15 protein-coding genes are annotated in these 19,673 nt (G+C 68.8%); 2 read left to right on the top strand and 13 right to left on the bottom strand.

The genetic code is table 11. The features are described 5' to 3' along the window. Nucleotides 1-159: 159 nt before the first annotated feature. Both ACH443_RS20000 and ACH443_RS20005 read right to left on the bottom strand, forming a co-directional pair. On the bottom strand, nucleotides 160-507 hold the full coding sequence (locus ACH443_RS20000; protein ID WP_430591300.1) for a hypothetical protein: 348 nt from the start codon (nucleotides 505-507) through the stop codon (nucleotides 160-162). Between the two features lie 337 nt (nucleotides 508-844). Continuing rightward, the gene (locus ACH443_RS20005) at nucleotides 845-2,164 is read right to left on the bottom strand and encodes a hypothetical protein (protein WP_430591301.1); all 1,320 of its coding nucleotides are present in this window, start codon (nucleotides 2,162-2,164) and stop codon (nucleotides 845-847) included. Nucleotides 2,165-2,648: 484 nt separating this feature from the next. Here ACH443_RS20005 and ACH443_RS20010 point away from each other — a divergent pair, with 484 nt between their 5' ends. Further along, nucleotides 2,649-4,214 (top strand): DNA polymerase IV, encoded by a 1,566-nt coding sequence (locus ACH443_RS20010; protein WP_430591302.1) that lies wholly within the window; start codon nucleotides 2,649-2,651, stop codon nucleotides 4,212-4,214. Here the strand turns inward: ACH443_RS20010 and ACH443_RS20015 are convergent. The 6 genes from ACH443_RS20015 to ACH443_RS20040 all read right to left on the bottom strand — a co-directional run bounded on the left by ACH443_RS20015 (nucleotide 4,104) and on the right by ACH443_RS20040 (nucleotide 13,211). Further along, nucleotides 4,104-5,120 carry a LacI family DNA-binding transcriptional regulator gene (locus ACH443_RS20015; protein WP_430591303.1) on the bottom strand — a complete coding sequence of 339 codons (1,017 nt, stop codon included), beginning with the start codon at nucleotides 5,118-5,120 and terminating at the stop codon, nucleotides 4,104-4,106. The two genes, ACH443_RS20010 and ACH443_RS20015, sit on opposite strands and share 111 nt — an antisense overlap. A gap of 17 nt (nucleotides 5,121-5,137) precedes the next feature. Further along, on the bottom strand, nucleotides 5,138-7,348 hold the full coding sequence (locus ACH443_RS20020; RefSeq protein ID WP_430591304.1) for a glycoside hydrolase family 3 C-terminal domain-containing protein: 2,211 nt from the start codon (nucleotides 7,346-7,348) through the stop codon (nucleotides 5,138-5,140). A 37-nt stretch (nucleotides 7,349-7,385) separates the two neighbouring features. Then, a complete protein-coding gene (locus ACH443_RS20025; RefSeq protein ID WP_430591305.1) occupies nucleotides 7,386-10,040 on the bottom strand; it encodes a family 78 glycoside hydrolase catalytic domain in 2,655 nt (884 codons plus the stop codon). Next, nucleotides 10,040-10,948 carry a carbohydrate ABC transporter permease gene (locus ACH443_RS20030; RefSeq protein ID WP_430591306.1) on the bottom strand — a complete coding sequence of 303 codons (909 nt, stop codon included), beginning with the start codon at nucleotides 10,946-10,948 and terminating at the stop codon, nucleotides 10,040-10,042. Before ACH443_RS20030 ends, ACH443_RS20025 begins: the two co-directional genes overlap by 1 nt. A gap of 2 nt (nucleotides 10,949-10,950) precedes the next feature. Further along, the gene (locus ACH443_RS20035) at nucleotides 10,951-11,835 is read right to left on the bottom strand and encodes a carbohydrate ABC transporter permease (protein ID WP_430591307.1); all 885 of its coding nucleotides are present in this window, start codon (nucleotides 11,833-11,835) and stop codon (nucleotides 10,951-10,953) included. A gap of 71 nt (nucleotides 11,836-11,906) precedes the next feature. Further along, the gene (locus tag ACH443_RS20040; protein WP_430591308.1) at nucleotides 11,907-13,211 is read right to left on the bottom strand and encodes an ABC transporter substrate-binding protein; all 1,305 of its coding nucleotides are present in this window, start codon (nucleotides 13,209-13,211) and stop codon (nucleotides 11,907-11,909) included. A 205-nt stretch (nucleotides 13,212-13,416) separates the two neighbouring features. On the opposite strand from ACH443_RS20040, the gene ACH443_RS20045 reads away from it, so the two are divergent. Beyond that, a complete protein-coding gene (locus tag ACH443_RS20045) occupies nucleotides 13,417-14,466 on the top strand; it encodes a LacI family DNA-binding transcriptional regulator (protein WP_430591309.1) in 1,050 nt (349 codons plus the stop codon). On the opposite strand, the gene ACH443_RS20050 is transcribed toward ACH443_RS20045, so the two are convergent. Genes ACH443_RS20050 through ACH443_RS20070 form a run of 5 tightly spaced genes read right to left on the bottom strand, consistent with a single transcriptional unit; the run spans nucleotide 14,463 to nucleotide 19,662 of the window. Then, a complete protein-coding gene (locus ACH443_RS20050) occupies nucleotides 14,463-14,999 on the bottom strand; it encodes a maleylpyruvate isomerase N-terminal domain-containing protein (protein ID WP_430591310.1) in 537 nt (178 codons plus the stop codon). The two genes, ACH443_RS20045 and ACH443_RS20050, sit on opposite strands and share 4 nt — an antisense overlap. Nucleotides 15,000-15,003: 4 nt before the next feature. After that, nucleotides 15,004-16,140: a cupin domain-containing protein gene (locus ACH443_RS20055; protein ID WP_430591311.1), complete on the bottom strand. Its 1,137-nt coding sequence runs from the start codon at nucleotides 16,138-16,140 to the stop codon at nucleotides 15,004-15,006. Beyond that, the gene (locus tag ACH443_RS20060; protein WP_430591312.1) at nucleotides 16,137-17,531 is read right to left on the bottom strand and encodes an MFS transporter; all 1,395 of its coding nucleotides are present in this window, start codon (nucleotides 17,529-17,531) and stop codon (nucleotides 16,137-16,139) included. The genes ACH443_RS20055 and ACH443_RS20060 overlap by 4 nt, the downstream gene beginning before the upstream one ends. After that, a complete protein-coding gene (locus ACH443_RS20065; RefSeq protein ID WP_430591313.1) occupies nucleotides 17,528-18,403 on the bottom strand; it encodes a fumarylacetoacetate hydrolase family protein in 876 nt (291 codons plus the stop codon). The genes ACH443_RS20060 and ACH443_RS20065 overlap by 4 nt, the downstream gene beginning before the upstream one ends. Before the next feature lie 23 nt (nucleotides 18,404-18,426). Continuing rightward, nucleotides 18,427-19,662, bottom strand: coding sequence for an FAD-dependent monooxygenase (locus ACH443_RS20070; protein WP_430591314.1), 1,236 nt, complete (start codon nucleotides 19,660-19,662; stop codon nucleotides 18,427-18,429). Nucleotides 19,663-19,673: the final 11 nt, after the last annotated feature.

The raw sequence follows: 19,673 nt of genomic DNA on the forward strand, positions 1-19,673 counted from the left end.
CCAGTCGAGTACGAACTCGCCTTCACCACCCAGAACGCCGCCCTTGCGGCATGATCACCACTCACCCGGTGTCAACCGATCCTGCAGCAGTCCCCCGCGCCACCCTCAACGACGTTCCCGGGGCGGCCTTGACCGCCTCTCGGAACCCCGCCTCGCGAGCTAGGGTCTGCGGGACCCCAACGGGCCTGTGGCGACCCAGAACGATCGGCGACCTCGGGCGAGGAGATGCTCGCCAGCTGCCCGTCCGCCCGCTCGGTGGTCCACCACGGTTCCGGGAATGGAGCCTGTTGGATCGGCATAATCCATCAGCACGGGCGGGGTCTCGCGCGCGTGGATTTGCCAAAGCTGTTCGAGCTCACCGTCAGTCGGGGCAACAAGGATCCCGTCGAACGTCAGTTCCTCGAACGTCGCCAAGAGCCGCGGTTGTCGCTCCGCCGACTCATACGGGCTCGCGACGACGGCCGCGACGCCTTCGGCCGCCAGCACGGTCTCGGCCGCTCGCACCACCTCGGCAAAGTACGGGTTGGAGGGCGTTCACCTACGCAGATGCGTCCGATACAGCAGCAAGTTTGTCAATCGATCCGCGTCTCGGCATGCGAGCGTCCTATTATCGTGCAGTGTGAGCAAATTGTGCCGCGACGGCATTCGTTTCCGGCTTAAACACACGCGCGAGAACGACTTCACTCCGACGAGTCCATTCCGATCCGCATTCCGCGCTCCGCAAGGCCGAGACCGTTCCGGCGAAGCCCGCCGCACGGTCCTCAGAAAAGCTGAACCGTGCCACTCGAACGTGGCCTCGCCAAGACTGCGAACTCACGATGTTCTAACACAATAGGAGCCTCGCTCAGAACGGCAGTTTCTGACTCTCCGCGGTCGCCGCCTCTCGCACCCACTTCTCCTTGACGGCTATCAGCGTCTGTCTGCCCGTCTTGCTCAGATCGCGAATTACCACATGAAGGTCTCTTGAATGCTCGGAGTCCGTGCCGATTAGACCCCGCCGCAGTAATTCGACGAAGGTCTGCTTCGTGACGTACTTCGTATTGGCATACCCCAGCCGGAACCCACCTTTAGGGCCGGATCGGAGGGAGCTGTCATCGACGGCAACCCGGAGATACTCGGCTGGTACATACATGCCAGTAAGGACAAGTTTGTCATTGTCTCGGCCGGCGTCACCATTGACAAACTTGAACCAGAAGGGCGACGGAGTCAGGCGCCAATCAGCGCTCTTGGTCGCGGGACTCGAGAATATCGGCATGAGTTTGAGTTGTTTGCGGAGTTCTTGCTCTCGCAGGTATACCCAGTCGTGTTTGAACCTGCTTGCGCTGGGGTCTGCAGAGACTCGTTCCAGCCGCTTGTATTGAATTAGGGTGAAGGTGTCGTTGGTCTTGTCCCAGTAAACCAGGTCGACGCCGAGTTCGATCTCGAACGGCTTCTTGTTCACGTTGAATACGACGAGCTTATGGCCGTCGTCGTGGTCTGTGAACACAGAGCAACTTGCCGATACCTGGCTCACCTCGGATTTCTCGTCGAATCTGCGGAGCTCCTGGGGGATGAGGTCTTCTTCCAGATCTGACACATATGCGGCGCTAACGACAATGTCGAGCAGCGAATCGGTGTCGGGGGCGTAGTCGACGTGTCGGAAAGCGTCGGGCGGCAGGTCCACGTCCGCGATGTCAGCAGCCAAGATGATCGCGTCCCTAGCTTCGTCCCGGATTTGCCGGAACTCCTCTTCCACGAAGGCCTCATCGGAGAGCCCGGAAAGCCATTCGGCGACTTCCGGGCGCAGTTGCGCCACGGCGCGGAGGATCGCTTCGCGCGCTGAGCCCTGGAACATGGTCGTGTCCAGCGGCTCCGGGACGTGTACCTGCGTGCCACCAGTGATCAGGTGGTTGATTTCGTCGAGACCGACCGGAGGCTCGAGCGGGCACCACGAGTCGAACCGGGTTCTCACTTTGCCGTCAGCAACGCCGGTTGGCCTGCTTGCGATGCCGAGACCTACAGCCACTAGAGACCCGTCGTCGTCCTGCTGGAACGCGATTGCGATCGAACCCGGTCTCGGCTTCGACTGCCGACGGAAGACGTCGGTCACGTAGCTGCGCCGGTTGGTCTCGCGGGTCCGCTCGGACAGCTCCGACCGCCAAATCACTAGCTGCGTTGCGTCCACTCGCCTCTCACCTTTTCCGAGAACATCACCTGGTGATCTTCGAGGTCGGCCGCTCCCCGCGCAAGGGCTGGTCCGCTGGCGACACGTATTGAGTCATGCAGGGGGAAACGCTGGCGTCGCGATCTGGTCGAGCTGGTATCGAGAGCTGGACCCTAGCCCGGGCGTCGATCCTGAGAAGCCGGTCTCTGCCGAGCCTGACGGTAGATGGCGCCATGCGGTCCACAACCGTGAAGCGGGTGAGTTCTACGGCCGTCGGCGCACGCCATCGGCAAAGACCGGCGAACCAGCGTGACGTTTAGCCCACGCCGGACGGGCAAGCTGATCTGACGTTGCCACCAGAGGGCAGTGTCGAGCCACCACTCCCCCAAAGGTCTGTGCCCCCTGGCCAGTCCGGTCCGTCGCTTGCCCCTGGCTCGGCCGCACGTACCACCAAGAACGGCGTCCCGGCCGGTTCGGTGTCGGCCGCCCGCGGCAGAGTAGGACGGTGAGACCCGACCCCGCGCTGCACGCCCCGGTGCTGCGCGCCCGCCCGACGATCGCGCACCTGGACGCGGACGCCTTCTTCGCGGCCGTCGAGCAGCACCAGCGCCCGTCGTTGCGCGGGCGCCCCGTGCTGGTCGGCGGCGTCGGACCGCGCAGCGTCGTGGCCACCGCGTCGTACGAGGCGCGGCAGTACGGCGCGCGCTCCGCGATGCCGATGGAGCAGGCCCGGCGGCTGTGCCCGCCCTCGACGATCGTCCTCGTGCCACGGTTCGCCGCGTACTCCGCCTTCTCGGACCGGATCATGACCGCGCTGCGCGAGGTCACCGACGTCGTCGAGCCCGTGAGCATCGACGAGGCCTTCGCCGACCTCACCACCGCCACCCGGCCGCAGACCGACCTCGACGACCTCGCGCACACGATCCGCGAGCGGGCGCGCGAGCTGAGCGGGCTGCCCGTCTCGATCGGCCTCGGTCGTTCCAAGCTCGTCGCGAAGCTGGCCTCGGAGGCCGCGAAGCCCGGCGGGGTCCGGGTCGTCGGGGCCGACGAGGAGGACGCGTTCCTGCTCGACCTGCCCGTGCGGGCGCTGTGGGGCGTCGGCCCGGTCTCCGCCGCACGCCTGGACGGCCTCGGGGTGCGCACGGTCGCCGACCTGCGCCGCCAACCGCTCGACACTCTCCTCATGGTCGCCGGCGAGGCGAGCGGGACCAACCTGTACCGGATCGCGCGCGGCTGGGACGACCGCCCCCTCACGACCGTGCGCGAACGCAAGTCCGCCGGCGCCGAGCACACCTTCGACACCGACCTGCACGGCCGCGCCGCGATCGCCGCCGCGCTCGACCCCGTCATCGACGCCGCGCTCGCGCGCCTCGAACGGCACGCCGCGGCCGCGCGCACCGTGGTCGTCAAGGTGCGCCTCGCGTCGTTCACGACCCTGACCCGCTCGGTCACCCTGCCCCGCCCCACGACCGACGAGTCCGCCCTGCGCGACGCCGCCCACCGCGCGCTGCAGCTCGCCGAGGTCACCGAGCCCGTCCGCCTCCTCGGCGTCGCGTTCCACGCCCTGTCCGAGCACGCACAGCTCATGCTGCCCCTCGGACCGGAACCGCCGCAGCCGTCCGAAGCCGCCGAGACCCCGGGCCAGGGCGACGTCCCGGACGGCGTCGAGGCCGGGACCGGGCCGCCACCGGCGACCGGCCCGATCCGGGCGACGGCCGCCACCGTCGCCCCCGGCCTGGACGTCGAGACCGCCGCCGACGGACGCGGATGGGTCGTCCGCGTCGGCAGCGACGGACGCATCGCCGTACGCTTCGAAACCGCACAGACCGGACCCGGCTACCAGCGCTGGATCGACCCCGACTCCGAGGACCTCACCCTCCCGGCCCGGACGGTGAGCCGCTGCGCAGCGCAACCCAGGAAGAAGCGGGGAGGCCCGGATAACTCGCGGTGGTCTCGACTTCTAGTCTGCACTTGCCGCGGCGACGTTGGTGCTCGCGCGAATCACGAGCTCCGGCAACCAAGCGCCGGCCGGGTCGGCGCCGACGACCGTGCCAGGGCGGCTCAAGACTAGCCGGGCAGCGGCCGTGCCAATCTCAAGGCTCGGCTGCCGCAGCGTGGTCAAGGGAACGGCAGCGCACTCCGCGAATGGGATGTCGTCGTAGCCGACGAGTGCGACTTCCTCGGGTACAGGGATGCCGCATTCCAGAAGCGCCCGCTCCAGTCCCAACGCGTGCATGTCGTTGGCGGCGAATATCGCGTCCGGGCGTGCGCCGGGCGCCTCGGTGGCAACGCGTCGACCGATGTCCTGCCCCTCGCGCAACCCGAGGTCGCTCGACCGCACTACCTTCAGTGATGTCCCGGGCACCGCCTCGATCATCTTGCGGAACCCCTCTTCGCGACGTGCGGTCTGCTGAATTCCAGCCGGTCCCGTGGCGACCCAGAACGATCGGCGGCCGATGCTGAGCAGGTGCTCGGCCGCCGCTCTGCCCCCGGCGGCGTGATCAACCACGATCCCGGGAATGGAGCCCTGGGGATCTGCATGGTCCATCAGCACAAGCGGGGTCCCGCGCGCCTGAATCTGCCGAAGCTGTTCGAGCTCGCCGTCGGTCGGGGTGACGAGGATCCCGTCGAACCTCAGTTCCTCGAACATCCCCAAGAGCCGCGACTGCCGCTCAGCTAACTCGTACGAGCTCGCAACGACGACCGCGGCACCTTCGGCCGCGAGCACGATCTCGGCCGCTCGCACCACCTCAGCAAAGTACGGGTTGGAGGCGTTCACCACGCAGATGCCGACGATGCCGGAGCGGCCCCATCTGAGCTGGCGTGCCGAGAGTCTGGGGACGAACCCCAGTTCGTCGATGACCGCGGCGATGCGTGCCGCGGTCGTGGGCGCGACCTTTCTCGGGCGGTTCAGGAAGTTCGACACCGTCGCCGGTGAGACCTTGGCCGACCGCGCCACGTCGTAGATCGAGACCATCGCTGCGATCCGCGGTATCAGCGACTAACAGGCGGAGCGTCTGCCGAGACCTCGTCCAGAAGGACTGAACTCAGGACGTTCGCAGGGTCCCCGAAGAGCCGGTGGATCGGCATGTCGCCGATCATCGTGAGAATCACCGGATTGCCAAGGAACCGCGTCGTAGCACCGTCGGGATCAGCATTCGCCACCGTGACCTTCAGCCGTGGGCCAAGCGTCGGATGCTCCAGCCATTCACGAAGCGTGGACCGGGAAGTGAGCACGGCGGGCGACGGGTCACCATCAATGTCGATGAGTTCCCGCCCACGAAGGTCTCGCGACGATGCTCCGACCCACACCTCGTGGCGCCCCTTGCTCACCACCCAGGTGCCGGAAGCGTCACTCCATCGCGCGAACGACCGTCGATCGAGCACCGCCTCGATCTCCCGAGACTCGCCAGGCGCGAGCTCGAGCTTGCCGAAGGCTGCGAGCCGGCGAACCTCCCGGTCCGCCACCTGAACGGGGTCCCCGACATAGACCTGCCAGGCCTCGGCGCCCGACCGCGGCCCGGTGTTCGTCAGCGTGAACCGCACGGTGACCCGTTCCGGATCCTGAACCTCGACTTCCAGGTCGTTGTAGGCGAACGTCGTGTAGGTCAGTCCGTGACCGAACGGATACGCCACGTCCTTCCCCCGACTGTCGTACCACCGGTAGCCGACCAGAACGCCCTCGCCGTGAAGTGCTCGATGGTCAGTAGCCGGGAAGCCAGGCCAGGCAGGGGTGTCCTCGACCGCCAACGGGTAGGTCTCAGTCAGTTTTCCGGACGGGTTCACCGCACCGAGGAGGACGTCGGCCAGTGCCGCTCCCCCGGCGCAGCCGGGGAGCCACGTCATGAGGACCGCGCCGGCTTGCTCGTGCCACGGTGCGATGTCGACAACGCCGCCGGCGTTCACCACGACGGTGGTGGACGTGCCGGTCGCCACCAGGTCCGCGACGAGGGCGGCCTGGTCGTCCGGCAGACCGAGCGTGTCGCGGTCGTAGCCCTCGGAGTCGCTGCCCGGCACGCTGCCGACGACCACGATGACGGCGTCGGCCCGGCGTGCGACCTTAACCGCACGAGGGCGCAACGACGGGTCGTCGCCGGAGTCGAGACGGTAGCCGGGCTCGAAATCCACCCGCCCCGCCCACGCGTCAGCGAGTGCCTGCAACGGGGTGTCACCGCCTTCCGCCGCGACGTCGGCACTTCCGCCGCCGCCTCGGCGAGGAGACATTGCGAGCTCTCCGACAACCAAGAGACGGCCGGAGCCTGCGAGAGGCAACGTCGCGTCCTCGTTGCGCAGGAGGACGAAGGACTCCGACGCGACCCGGCGCGCCAGCCCCTCGTGAGCGGCTCGATCCATGGGATCTGGTCGTGAGGGCGATCCCCATCGTCGCGCGACAGCGGCCAGCCGCGCGGCGGCCTGATCGACGACCCGCCGGTCGAGCTCCCCGGCGCGTACCGCCGCGACGATGGCGTCCTTGGTCGCCGGGCTCGGCCCGGGCATCTGGAGGTCCAGCCCCGCCGCGACCGCGGCCACCGGGTCGTCGACCGCTCCCCAGTCGGAGACGATGGCTCCTCCGAAGCCCCACTCCTCGCGCAGGACCTGGGTCAGCAGCCAAGGGTGCTGGGAGGCGTACACTCCGTTGACCCGGTTGTAGGAGGCCATCACCATCGCGGGGTCGGTCTCAGTGACGATGTGCTCGAACGCCGCCAGGTACAACTCGCGCAGGGCGCGCTCGCTCACCTCGGCACTGACACGCATCCGGTCGGTCTCCTGGCTGTTCACGGCGTAGTGCTTCACGCACGCCCCGACACCCTGTGACTGGACCCCGCGGACGAACGCTGCCCCGGCCCGGCCGGACATGTGCGGGTCCTCCGAGTAGTACTCGAAGTTGCGTCCTCCGAGCGGCGAACGCTTCAGGTTCACCGACGGGCCCAGCAGCACGTGCGCGCCGGCTGCGCGTGCCTCGGCACCGATCGCAGCGCCGACCTTCTCGATGAGGTCGACGTTCCACGTTGCCGCCAGTGCCACCGGCGCCGGAAAGCTCGTAGCGGGGATCTTGCCGGAGAAGTCGGGCAGGTTCATGGCCAGGCCGCTGGGCCCGTCGGCCAGGACGAGCCTCGGGTGCCCGGCACCGGGGCGGGTGCTGGACATGTCGGCGCCGACCAGGACGGAGACGGCCGACACGATGTCGTCGCGCGCGTCGTCCACCGCGGCCTGCTCGCTCCGATCGTGAGCAGCGTTCATGTCAGGCCACCCCGGCTTCGGCCATGAGGGCGCGGTCGTTGGCGTCGTGGATGTTCCACCGGCGCGGGGCGGCGGGGTCGTCTGCTGCCGGACGCACCAGGCACTCGAGCTCTGACGTGCCAGGTCCGACATGGATCGGCCCCGACCCGTCGGGCAGCTCGACCGTTCCCCGCGCCCCCGGGGGGACCTCCACGGTCAGGTGGAATCGGTCGCCGGAGCGACGCCACGCCGACCGGATCCGACCCTGCGGGGAGAGGTGGGTCGCCGTGGCACGGGTCAAACCCCCGCCCGGCCGGGGCGCGAAGCGGACCTCCCGGTAACCGGGTGCGGCCGGCGCCAGGCCGGCGACGACGCGATGCACGAAGTCCACGACCGCGCCGAGGGCATAGTGGTTGAACGACGTCATCTCACCAGGGTTGATGCTGCCGTCGGGGAGCATGCTGTCCCAACGCTCCCAGACCGTCGTCGCGCCCATCGTGACGGGGTAGAGCCACGAGGGACACTCGGTCTGCAGGAGCAGGTGATAGGCGGTGTCGACCGCGCCGACGCGCGCCAGGGCGTCGCAGACGATCGGTGTCCCGACGAACCCGGTACTGATCCGGTGGTCACTCTCCAGGACCTTCTCGACCAGCCGCCGACCGGCGACAGCAACCTGGTCGCCGTCGAGCAGGTCGAAGCAGATCGCGAGTGACAGCCCGGTGACCGTGTCGCTCACGACACGCCCAGCCGCCGAGACGAATGTCGTGCGGAACGCGGCCCTAGCGCGCGCCGCGATCTCGCGGTAGCCCTCGGCCCGAGTCTCCTCCCCCAGCAGCTCGTAGGTGCGCGCGACCAGGGCAGCAGTCTTCGCGTGGTAACCCGTGGCGACGAGATGCGCATCGGTCGGTGAGTCGCCCGGGTTCTCCGGTGGCGCGGCCGGGTCGAGCCAGTCACCGAGCTGGAAGCCCGAGTCCCACAGCCCCGTGCCCCCGGTCCGTTCGGCCACCTGATCGACCCAGGCAGCCATGCTCTCCACGTGGTCGCGCAGGATCTGCAGGTCACCCGTGCGCTCGTACAGGGTCCACGGGACGATGACGGCCGCATCACCCCAGGCCGCCGCCGGCTCGTCTGGGAACCCGCACTCGAGCCACGGATGGAAATTGCGCATCGTGCCCTGTGCACGCTGCTCGGCCATGACGTCGCGCAGCCAGCTCAGCAGCACACCGGTGCTGTCGTACAGGAAGGACGCTGCCGGGGCGAACACCTGGATGTCGCCGGTCCACCCGAGCCGCTCGTCGCGTTGAGGGCAGTCGGTCGGGAGGTCGACGAAGTTGTCGCGCATGCTCCACACGACATTCTCGTGCAGTCGGTCGAGCAAGGCGTTCGAGGACTCAAACCAGCCGCTCCGGGTCATGTCCGAGTGGACGACCAGCGCCTCGACGGACGACGGGTCGTGTTCTGCGGGCCACCCTTCAATCTCGACGTATCGGAATCCGTGCACCGTGAAGCGCGGGGTCCACGTCTCGGGCTCGCCGCCGGCGAAGGTATAGGAGTCGACCGACGTCGCGGTGCGCAGCGGACGGACGCCCAGCTCGCCGTCCTCCAGAACCTCTGCGTGGTGGATACGGATGACGTGACCGCGCGATGCTGCCGCGGTGAAACGCAGCTTGCCGGAGATGTTCTGCCCGAAGTCCAACCTGACCCGGCCATCAGCTCGGTGCTCGACGGCCGCCGGGCTGAGCGTCTCCACCACGCGGACGGGCGGTCCGGGCGGGGCCTCGAGCTCATGCCCGAAGTCGCCGAGGGGCAGGACGGCCGGCAGCTCCCAGCCGCTGTCGTCGAAGCCCGGCGCGGACCATCCTGCCTGGTGGAGCCGGGCGTCGTAGTACTCCCCCTCGTACAGTCCGGCCGCGGTCACCGGGCTCACATCGGTGCGCCAGTCGAGCGGAAGGATCTCCACCCGGCCGTCCTCGTGACGTACCTCGACCTGGACCAGCGCAGCGACGTCGGTCCCGTAGACGTCCCAGTTCCCTCCGTTGAAGCCGAGCCGTCCGCGATACCAACCGTCCGCGAGCCACACCCCGAGGACGCTCTCCTGCCCTCTCGGCGCGAGGGTGTCGAGGTCGAAGGTCTGGTAGCGCAGCCTGTGCTGGTAGCTGCTCCACCCGGGCGCCAGCTCGATGTCGGTCGCGCGTGTCCCGTTGACCTCGAGGTCGTAGACGCCGTGCGCGGTGACGTACGCGCGGACTCGAGCGGCGCTCGGCGGGACGGTGAAGGCGGTCCGGAGCAGGTAGGCCGGCCGCGGCACGTCCGTGGGCTCCGCCGTCGACGGTGCAACGAACGACGAGCGCCAGTCCTCGGGATCGAGCCCCGCCTCAACCACCAGCGGTGCCGACCACGCGGTGGCACGACCGTCTGTGAGGGACGCCCGTACCCGGACGACGGCGCGTTCCCTGCTGCGCAGAGGAGTTGATGGCCAGGGTGCGAGGGACGAGGAACCCTGCGGGACGAGCGTCCGTGTCGTCGGCCCGGAGTCGCGACGGACCTCGATCTCGTAGGCGCTCTGCTCGACGTCGTCCGGGCAGCCGGTGAGCCGCCAGCTCAGTCGCGGGCTGCGGTCGCCGATGCCGAGCGCGTCGCTCCGGTGCTCCGGGCGCAGGTCGATGACGTGCGGCATCAGCCCTTCACCGATCCCGCCGTCAGGCCCTTCATGACCCGCTGGTTGAGGAAGAGGTAGATGGCCAGGGTGGCGAAGACATTGAGGCAGATCGCCGCGAACGTGGGCCCGTAGTCCACCTGCCCGAACTGACCCCTGAAGTTCAGCAGCCCGACCTGGATCGTCCGCAGCTCGTCACGGTTCGTGAACGTCAGGGCGATGAGCAGGTCGTTCCAGATGAAGAAGAACTGCACCAGGGCGACGGTGAAGATCGCGTTGCGGACGAGCGGCAGCCCGAGGGAGAAGAACATCCGATAGATGCTCGCTCCGTCGAGGGTCGCGGCCTCGAAGATCTCCCGCGGCACGCCCCGGAAGAAGGTCGCCATCATGAAGACGGTCAGCGGAAGGCCGATCGCGGTATAGGTGATGATCAGCGGCCACAGGGAGCCGGTCAGGCCCACCTCGAAGTACATGGTGAACAGCGGCAGCAGGATCATCTGGCCGGGCACCATGATGCCCGCGAGGAAGAGCAGCAGCGTGGTCGCCCGCCCCTTCCAGACCATCACCTCGAGCGCGAACCCGGCGGCCACGCCGAACAGGATCGTCAGCGCCAGGGACGGGAATACCGCCAGGACGCTGTTGCGCGCGTAGGTGCCGAGGTTCCCGTCGGTGACGGCGGTGACGTAGTTGTCGAAGTTGGTCCAGCTCTCCGGCAGGGCGAAGGTCGGGTTGTTGAGGAACTCGGGCTGCGTCTTGAGCGACCCGAGCACGAGCCAGATCAGCGGGTAGACCACGATCACGAGGACCACGGCGACGACGGCACCGGTCCAGATGGACCGCCACACGGCGCGGGCGGACCGCCTCCGTCGCGTCGGTCGGGTGGCAGCAGGGGTCACGCCGGGCGCGGCGGATGTCAGTGTCTGGGTCATGGTCAGGCCTTCGTCAGATCGCGGCGGCTCGAGCGGAAGATGAAGAGGGTCACCAGGAGGCAGAGCGCCGTGAGCAGGAGGGCGATCGAGCTGCCGAACCCGTACTCCCCGTAGGTGAACGAGGTCTGGTACATGTACAGCGTCAACGGGGTTGTCTGGTTCCCCGGGCCGCCGTTCGTGAGCGCGAGCACGGAGTCGAAGACCTTGAGCGTGCCGTTGATGGAGAAGATCACGGACGACAGCAGCACCGGGAGCGACAAGGGCAGGACGATGTGGCGCACGAGCCGGGGCCCGGAGGCGCCGTCGAGACGTGCGGACTCGAGGGTCTCCTCGGGGATGTCCACGAGGCCCGCGTAGAGCAGCACCGCGTAGAAGCCCATCGAGCGCCACGTCTCCATGGCGATGATCACCCAGAACGCCGTGCTGCCGCTGGCGAACCAGTCGACGCCTCCGATCCCGACGGCCTCCAGCAGGGCGTTCACGGGGCCGGTCCGCGGAGCCGACTCGAACAACTGCTGGAACATCAGCGCCACCGCGACGGTCGGCAGGACCACGGGGAAGAAGACCAGCGTGCGCACGATGCCGGACGCGCGACGCAGGACGAAGACGTACAGCAGGGCCAGCAGGTAACCCACGACCACCTGCACGACGGTCAGCACGATGGCGAAGCGCACCGTGAACCACAGCGCTTCGCGCACGCTCGGGTCCTCGGCGAGCCGGACGAAGTTGTCCAGCCCCACGGGCTCGAACCCGGTGATCGCGTTGCCCTCGTAGAGGGTGTAACCGAGGGACCACACCACCGGGACGAGCATCACCAGGGTGTAGACCAGGAGTGCTGGGCCGAGCAGCAACGCGATCGCGCGCCGGTCGCCGAGGACGTGTCGCATGAGAATCTCTCTACTTTCGACGCTGCGGAGGGTGCCCGCTTCTGGCGGGCACCCTCCGCTGGTGGATCAGGTCAGCCGAGGTCGGCCTGAACGGCGGCCATGTAGTCCTCGGGGCTCATCTGTCCCGTGACCAGCAGCTGCGCGTTCGACGTCGCCGTCGTGGTGGCCTTCGGGTTGAACAGCGCCTCGAACCACAGGACCGTCGTGTCGGCCTTGTCGATCTCGCCCAGGACCGTGGTCGTCAGCGGCGGCACGTCGGCGTCGGTTTCCGCCTTGAAGCCCGTGACGACGCCCTGACCGGTGAGCGACTGCGGCCCGAAGCCGTCCGCGATGCAGCTGAGCCAGTTCTTCGCACCCTCGTCGAAGCGGTCCTTGGACATGGCGAGTGGGACGCCGATGTTGGCAGCCAGCTGAGTCGAGTCGCCGGCCCCGCCCTCGACGTTCGGGAACGGGACGAAGCCGATGTTCTCCGCGCCCACGGTGTTCTGGGACTCGTCGTTGAAGTTCGCCAGCGCCCAGCTACCCATGTAGTACATGCCGGCCTTGCCGGTGAGGAACTGGTTCATCGCCGTGGTGTAGTCGATGGACCCGACCGACTTGCCGAAGGCGCCGGCCTCGCCGAGGGCAGCCACCTGTGCCGCGGCGTCGACGTACTGCGGGTCGGTAAGCTTGGCCTCGCCGTCGGCGACCTTCTTCAGGGCGTCCGGGCCGAGCGCGCGGTAGATGTAGTTGCCGACGAGCCGGGTCAGCGGCCAGCCGTCCTTTCCGGCAGCCGCCATGGGCGTGACGCCGGCCTTCTCCAGGGTTGCCGACGCGGCGACGAGGTCGTCCCAGGTCTCGGGGATCTCGATGCCGTTGTCCTGGAAGAGCGTCTTGTTGTACCAGATGCCCTCGACGTTGAACTCGGAGGGCAGGACGTAGACCTCGCCGTCGTACAGCGCCTCGATCGTCGAGCGCGCCGCGGGGATGATGGCGTCGGACTTGCCCAGTGTCTCGAGCTCGGCGTCGATGTCGACGAGCTGGCCGGACTCGTGGATGTCCTTGATGACCTCGGGCGAGTTCCCCGTGGCGAAGACCGAGGGCAGGGCGCCCTGCCCGGCCAGGAGCTGGAGCTGCTGGTCGAAGCTGGCCTGGGGCTGGGTGGTCACCTTCAGCGGGGAGTCCGACTCCTGCTGGCTGCACAGGTCGGTGCTGAGGGCGGTCAGCGTGTCCTTCACGGCGGTGTTCTCCGCCAGCGAGAGGTACTCGAAGCTCCCGGTCGCGCCGGAGCCCTCGTCACCTGTGCCGTTGCCCGACGAGCACGCCGACAGGGTCAGCGCCAGTGCCGCCACCGAGGCGGCGACAGCCGTCGTGCGCCGCTGCGTCGCAGTGTTCATCACTTCCTCCTTGAAGTTGTTGCGCCACCTTTGAAGCGCTTCAAGCGGTGAGGCTAGAGTGCGGGCACGTCGCGTGGCAAGCCATCTTGAAACGTTCGAATGTCACGGTTTGACCACGTGCCGCGGGACGTGCAGTTATTCGTCGCACAGATGAAGCGGATCAAAACGACCTATGCTGCACCGCAGCAGCGAGGAGGTTCCCAGGGTGGCCAACGGTGAGAAGCCCCGTGCCCGTCCGTCGATCGGTGATGTCGCTTCCCTGGCCGGCGTGTCGCTCGGCACCGTCTCCAACGTGCTCAACCACCCAGACCGGGTGTCCGCGTCGACCGCGGAGAAGGTCGCGCGCGCGATGGCGATGCTCGACTACGTTCCCGACGGCAACGCGCGGTCCCTGGCCGCCGGTTCGAGCCGAACGATCGGCATCGTGCTCCCCGACCTGAGCAACTCCCTGTTCGTCGACGTGGCGCGGGGCGCCGAGGACGCCGCCGAGGCTGCGGCCCACACGTTGATGATCGCGAACAGCGACACGCGGCTCGAGCGTGAGTCCCGCTACCTGCGCACGTTCGCCCAGGCGCGCGTCGCAGGGATCCTGTTGACGTTGAACGACGAGGACCACTACGAGGCGATCTCCGGGGACACACCGCGGAGCGCACCCACGGTGATGCTGAACCTTGCCGTTCCCGTCGCGCGGTCCTGCAGTGTCTCCGTCGACAATGAGCTCGGCGGTTGGATGGCCACCTGTCATCTGGCGGACACGGGACGCCGGACTCTCGCGTTCGTGGGTGGTCCCGCGAGCTTGGACCCGGTACGCGAACGGGCGCGCGGCTTTGCACGCGCTGTCGGCGAGCGCTCCCTCGAGCATGTCCGCACCGTTAGCCCCGCGGGGGTCAACCGGGCCGACGGCTGGGAGGCCGGCCGGGCACTGGTCGACGATGTCCGGTCACGACGTGTCGACGGCATCGTCGCCGCCACCGACCTCCTCGCGGCCGGGATCGTCCAGGCGCTGACCGCGGCGGGCGTGCGCGTGCCCGACGACGTCGCGGTCGTGGGCTACGACAACAACCAGGCAGCCTGGGACAGCCCGATCCCGATCACCACGATCGCCCAGCCGGGCGCGGACATGGGCCACGTCGGCGCTGAGCTGGTGCTCGAGGAGGCGCGGGGACGGTCCGAGCACCGCCATCGATCGTTGGTGCTCGAACCGTCCCTCGTCGTGCGCGAGAGCACGCGTCCCTCGTCGGCGTCGTCTCGTTAGGCACGGAGGGCGGTGACGCGGTCGACCACTCCGTCCGGCAGGTCGTCCAGGGTGGCGCCCGCAGCAAGGTCGACGGCTCCGAGCCAGACCTCGCGGGCGCGCAGCCACGGCGTCGCGCTCACCGGAACGTCCTGGCGGGCGTCGAGCGAGGCCGTGTCGGTCCACCGTTCCGGTTCCAGATCGCGCCACTCGACGTTGAGGTGCACCGCGGCGTGCTCGTGGAGGTTACGCAACGCCACGCCCGGCAGCGTCGCCCCGAACTCGATCTCGTCGTCCCGTGCAGCGTCGGAGTCGTACATCGGGACTGAGTGCCCGGCCCGTACCCCTTCGATGACCCTCGCAAGTGCCCTCGCGTGATAGCCCACGTGGGCGACGACGTGGGCCCGGCTCCATCCGGGTACACGCGAGGCGCCCGCCAGCTCGGCGTCCGTGAGCTCCCGCAGCTTCCGTGAGAAGTACGCAGTCCCCCGGCGCGCCAGGAGCAGATCCTGGCGCGTCCGGGGATCGGTGACCAGGTCGGTCCTCGCGACCATCAGGTCACCCGCGACTTCCGGGGACGATTCGTCCCGAGTCCGGAAGGTAGGCGCGCTGGAAGTGGAGCCTCTCGACGATCGGCGCGTCCGAGAACCGGAACAGGTCGAACTCACTCTCCGCCTCCAAGGACCATGCGGCCCACGAGGGCAGGACGAACAGGTCGCCCTTGACCAGGTTCCGGCGTTCGCCGTCGAGCACGACGGTTCCGGCCCCCTCGAACACCTGCCAGACCGACGAGCCGACCTCGCGTCGGGTCGCCGTACGAGCACCGGCGCGCAGGCGGTGGAACTCGCACCGCATGGTCGGAAGCACGTCGCCCCCGTTGGTGGGGTTCGTGTACTTGATGGCCGCGTGCCCCTGCTCGACGGTGGCCGGGTGCCCCTCGTCCTCGAGCGCGAGCTGCTCCCGCAGCGCGGCGTCGGTGTGCTCCCACCGGTAGGCACCGATCGGCGTCGACACCTGAGGCTCCTGCGAGGACAGGGGCGTGAGACCGGGGTGCGCCCAGAGCCGCTCGGACCGCGAAACCCGCGGCGAGGCCTCGTCGGTCACGCGCTCAGAGCCGAACTCGAAGAAACCGAGGTCCATGTCGTGCGCGAACGGCACGTCGAGGCCGTCGATCCACGCCATCGGCTGGTCGGTGTCATTGTGGTGCCCGTGGAAGTTCCACCCCGGTGTGAGGAGCAGGTCGCCGCGGCTCATGCGCACCGGATCGCCGTTGACGACGGTCCAGACTCCCTCCCCTTCGACCACGAACCGGAACGCGTTCTGCGCGTGACGGTGCTCGGGGGCCGTCTCGAACGGCCCGAGCCACTGGATCGCGCACCACAGCGTCGGCGTGGCGTAGGCGGTCGGGGCGAGTCCGGGATTGGCCAGCCCGATCGCCCGGCGTTCCCCACCACGGCCGACCGGGACGAGGTCGCCTGCGCGACGGGCGATGTCCACGAGCTCGGCCCATCGCCACACGAACGGCACCGCCGAGGGCTTCGGGACGAGGGGCATCAGGTCGTTGGTCTGCGTCCACAGCGGCGCCATGCTGTTGCGGGCGAAGTCCGCGTACAGGCGGTCGAGCTCCGGGCTCGGCTCGGGCTGTCCCGGGTCGCCGGGCTGGGCGTGGATCGCGATCTGACTCTCGGTGGTCATGCGTATCCTCCTTCGCTCTGAGGTGTGCCGTGTGCGGCGCCGGCAATCGTGGGTGTCGTCTCCCGAGCGGGTTGCTCGGCGACGGTCGGGCGACGACGCAACAGGGCGATCGACGCGGCGCCGACGAGCATGGGGATGACGAACAGGTAGTAGAGCTGGCCGGGCTCCCACCCGGTGTCCAGGAGCCGTCCCGCGACGATGGGCGAGACGATCGCGCCGACGCGGCCGAGCCCGATGATGAGTCCGACGCCCGTGGCCCGGGCAGCTGCGCTGAAGTACATCGGCCCGATCGAGAACATGCCGGCCATCGCCGCGCTCGTCATCGCGCCCAGGGCTGCCGCGAGGACGAACGCCGTCACGAGCGAGCTCATCGACGTCGCGTAGCCCGCGAACGCGGCGCCCGCGAGAACGAAGCACGCTATGAGCGTGGGGCGCACTCCGAGGCGGGACGCGACCGGGCCGAAGCCGAGAGAACCGACGATGCCGCCGACGCTGAACATGCTGCCGGCCTGGACGCCGTCGCCGGCACTGAACCCGTTGAGGACCACCAGCTGCGGGGTCCACGAGTTCGCGAAGTAGAACCCGGCCATGAGCATGAAGAACGCGATCCCCAACGACAGGGTCACCAGGCCGGCGCGGCCGACGAGGATGTCGCGCCAACGCGCGGTCGCGGTCCGCTGCGGCGCCGCGGCCGGGAGCTCGGACTCGGCCGGCTGCCCGATCCTCGTGAGGATCGCGTTGAGGCGGTCGAGGGCTCTCGAAGGACGCCTGCTGATGAGAAAGTCGATCGACTCGGGCAGGACCCGCCAGACCACGATCATCAGTACCGCGGTGGCCACGGCACCGAACGCGAACACCGACCGCCAGCCGAACGCTGCCAGGAGCACCCCGGCGAGGATCCCGCCCAGGGTGCCGCCGATGGGCTGGCCCGCCGTGTAGAAGCTGATGGCGGTCGGGCGATGCTTCGCCGAGGAGTACTCCGAGACCAGCACGTTCAAGCACGCCTGGAGCGTTCCGATCGCGAGGCCCGTCAGCACGCGAACCACCAGCAGCATCTCGTAGCTGACCGCAGCAGCGGACAGCCCCATGCCCAGAGCGATGACCAGGCCGCAGGCAAGGATGGTCGCGCGTCGTCCGATCACGTCCGCGACCTGCGACACGAAAGCGGAGCCCACGGCCATGCCCAGCAACGCGCTGCTGAGGAGTACACCGAGCTGGCCGCCCGTGAGCTGCCATTCCTCAGCGATGTGCGAGCTGCTGAAGGCGAGGGCGAGCACGTCGAACCCGTCGAGCATGTTCATCGCCACGCACAGGGAGATGACGGCGTACTGCGTCCGGCTCATGGGCGCGGACTCGACCCGTTCCTTGAGATTCATGGTCGCGCCCCTCATCCCGCTAGCGAGCCGACGCGGCCCTGGGGCCGTGCCGCGTACGCGATCGCATCGCGGCCGCGCACGCCGACCTCGAGCGAGCCGATGGAGTCGATGTCGAGGCGGACCCGGTCGCCGTCGGCGAGCGGACCGACGCCGGCGGGTGTCCCGGCGAGCAGGACGTCGCCCGGCTCGAGGGTCATCACCGACGATGCGTACGCGATGAGCTGTGGCACCGAGAACAGCAGGTCGGCCGTGCTGGTCGACTGACGCAGCTCGCCGGCCACCCAGCAGCGCAGCTCCAGGACGTCGGGGTCGGGGATCTCGTCGGCGGTGACCAGCCACGGGCCGAGCGGGGTGAAGGTGTCGAAAGACTTGCGCGTCGAGCGGTCCTCCGTGGAGCGGAGGCTGATGTCGAGCCCGCAGGTGTAGGCGAAGACGTGGTCCAGCGCGTCCTCGGCGGCGACGTGCCGGGCAGTGCGCCCGATGACGAGGGCGAGCTCGCCCTCCTGGTCGGTGCGCTTGTCGTCGTAAGGAAGCTCAACGTGCTGCCCGGGGCCGATCACGGACGTGCCGGCCTTGAGAAAGACGCCGTAGTCGGCGATCGACTTCTGCTCGGACATCTCGACCTTGTGGTCGAGGTAGTTCACGGGAGCCGCGACGATCTTCCGGGGGCGCGCGAGCGGCGCGGACAGGCGCTGCGGGTCGAATGATTCCTGCGGGCATCCGCTGAGGTCGAGCTCGAGCAGCTCCTTCAGGGTGTGACCGGACTCCAGCCACGAACCCCACGGGCCGGCGACGCTCTCCGTCGTCGCGATGACGCGGCTGACGTCCAGCACGCCGTCCTTGGTCACGACGACCGGGACCCGGCCGTCCAGTACTGCGATACGCATCGGTGATCTCCGTTGATCGGCGCTCAGGCGAGCGACAGCGGTTGTGCGGGAGTTGCGGGGGCGAGTCGGTCGGCGGCCGTCCCCGCGTAGAGCCAGTCGGTGTAGTCCGTGAGGTCGGTGGCGTGCTCGAGCAGGGCGTTGCGCAGCAGCCGGGTCGCGCCGTCGGCGTGGCAGACCTCGCCGAAGAAGCGGGCGCGGCGCTGCACCTCGGCGGTACGCGGAATCCGCGACTCGGTGAACCGCCGGATCACCTGTGGCCAGTCAATCGGGCCCTCGGCACGCGCCTCGAGGAGGGTCTCCACTGTCTGGGCGTCCTCCAACGCCTGGCAGCACCCCTGGGCGAGGTACTGCAGCATCGGGTGCGCAGCGTCTCCGGTCAGGACGAGGCGGCCCTCGCCCCAGAACCCGGCGGGCTCGCGGTCGAAGAGCGGCCAACGCCGCTGCCTGCCGACGTGCGAGACCGCGTCGCGCACCCGGGGATGACAGCCGGCGAAGACGGCCTCGAGCTCTTCCGCAGTGCCGTAGTCCGGCTCTCCCCGGTCGAAGCCCGGCGAGCGGAAGGTCGCCACCACGTTCAGGACGCTCCCGGCGCGAAGCCGGTACTGCACCACATGCGCGCCAGGTGCGACCCAGCAGACCACGTCGTCCAGGCCCTGCTCGTCGGGGACCTGCTCGATCGGCACGGTGCCCCGGTAGGCGACGAACCCGGACGGCACCACGGAGTCCCCGACGAGCTCGTCGCGCAGCGCCGACCGCAGGCCGTCCGCACCGAAGGTCACTCCGGCCCCGAAGGTCCGGCCGTCCTCCGCCTGGGCGAGCGTTCCCTCGACCGTCTGAGCCACGGATGAGATCCGCGTGCCCGTCTCGAGGACGACCCCTGCCTCCCTGCACGCCTCCAGCAGGATGGCGTGCAGGTCAGTGCGATGGATGACCACGTAGGGCGACCCGTAGCGATCGAGGAACTCCTCCTTGAGATTCAGGGCTGCCAGCTGCTGCCCCGTCATCGCGTCCCGCAGGACGAGACGCCGAGGCTCGACCCCCGCGGCTCGCACTTGCTCCATCAGACCCCAGGAGTCGAGAATCCTGGTCGCGTTGGGGCCGAGCTGAAGGCCCGCCCCGATCTCGCCGAACTCCGGCGCTTGCTCTACCACCCGGACCGACAGGCCTGATCTCTTCAGCGACATCGCTGTGGCGAGGCCTCCGATGCCTCCACCGACGACCAGGGCTGTTTCGGTCGGGAACACCACGTCGTGAACCATGTCGGGGACCG

The sequence above is a fragment of the Isoptericola sp. NPDC019571 genome (genome assembly GCF_044389385.1).
GTDB classification, from domain to species: domain Bacteria; phylum Actinomycetota; class Actinomycetes; order Actinomycetales; family Cellulomonadaceae; genus Isoptericola; species Isoptericola nanjingensis.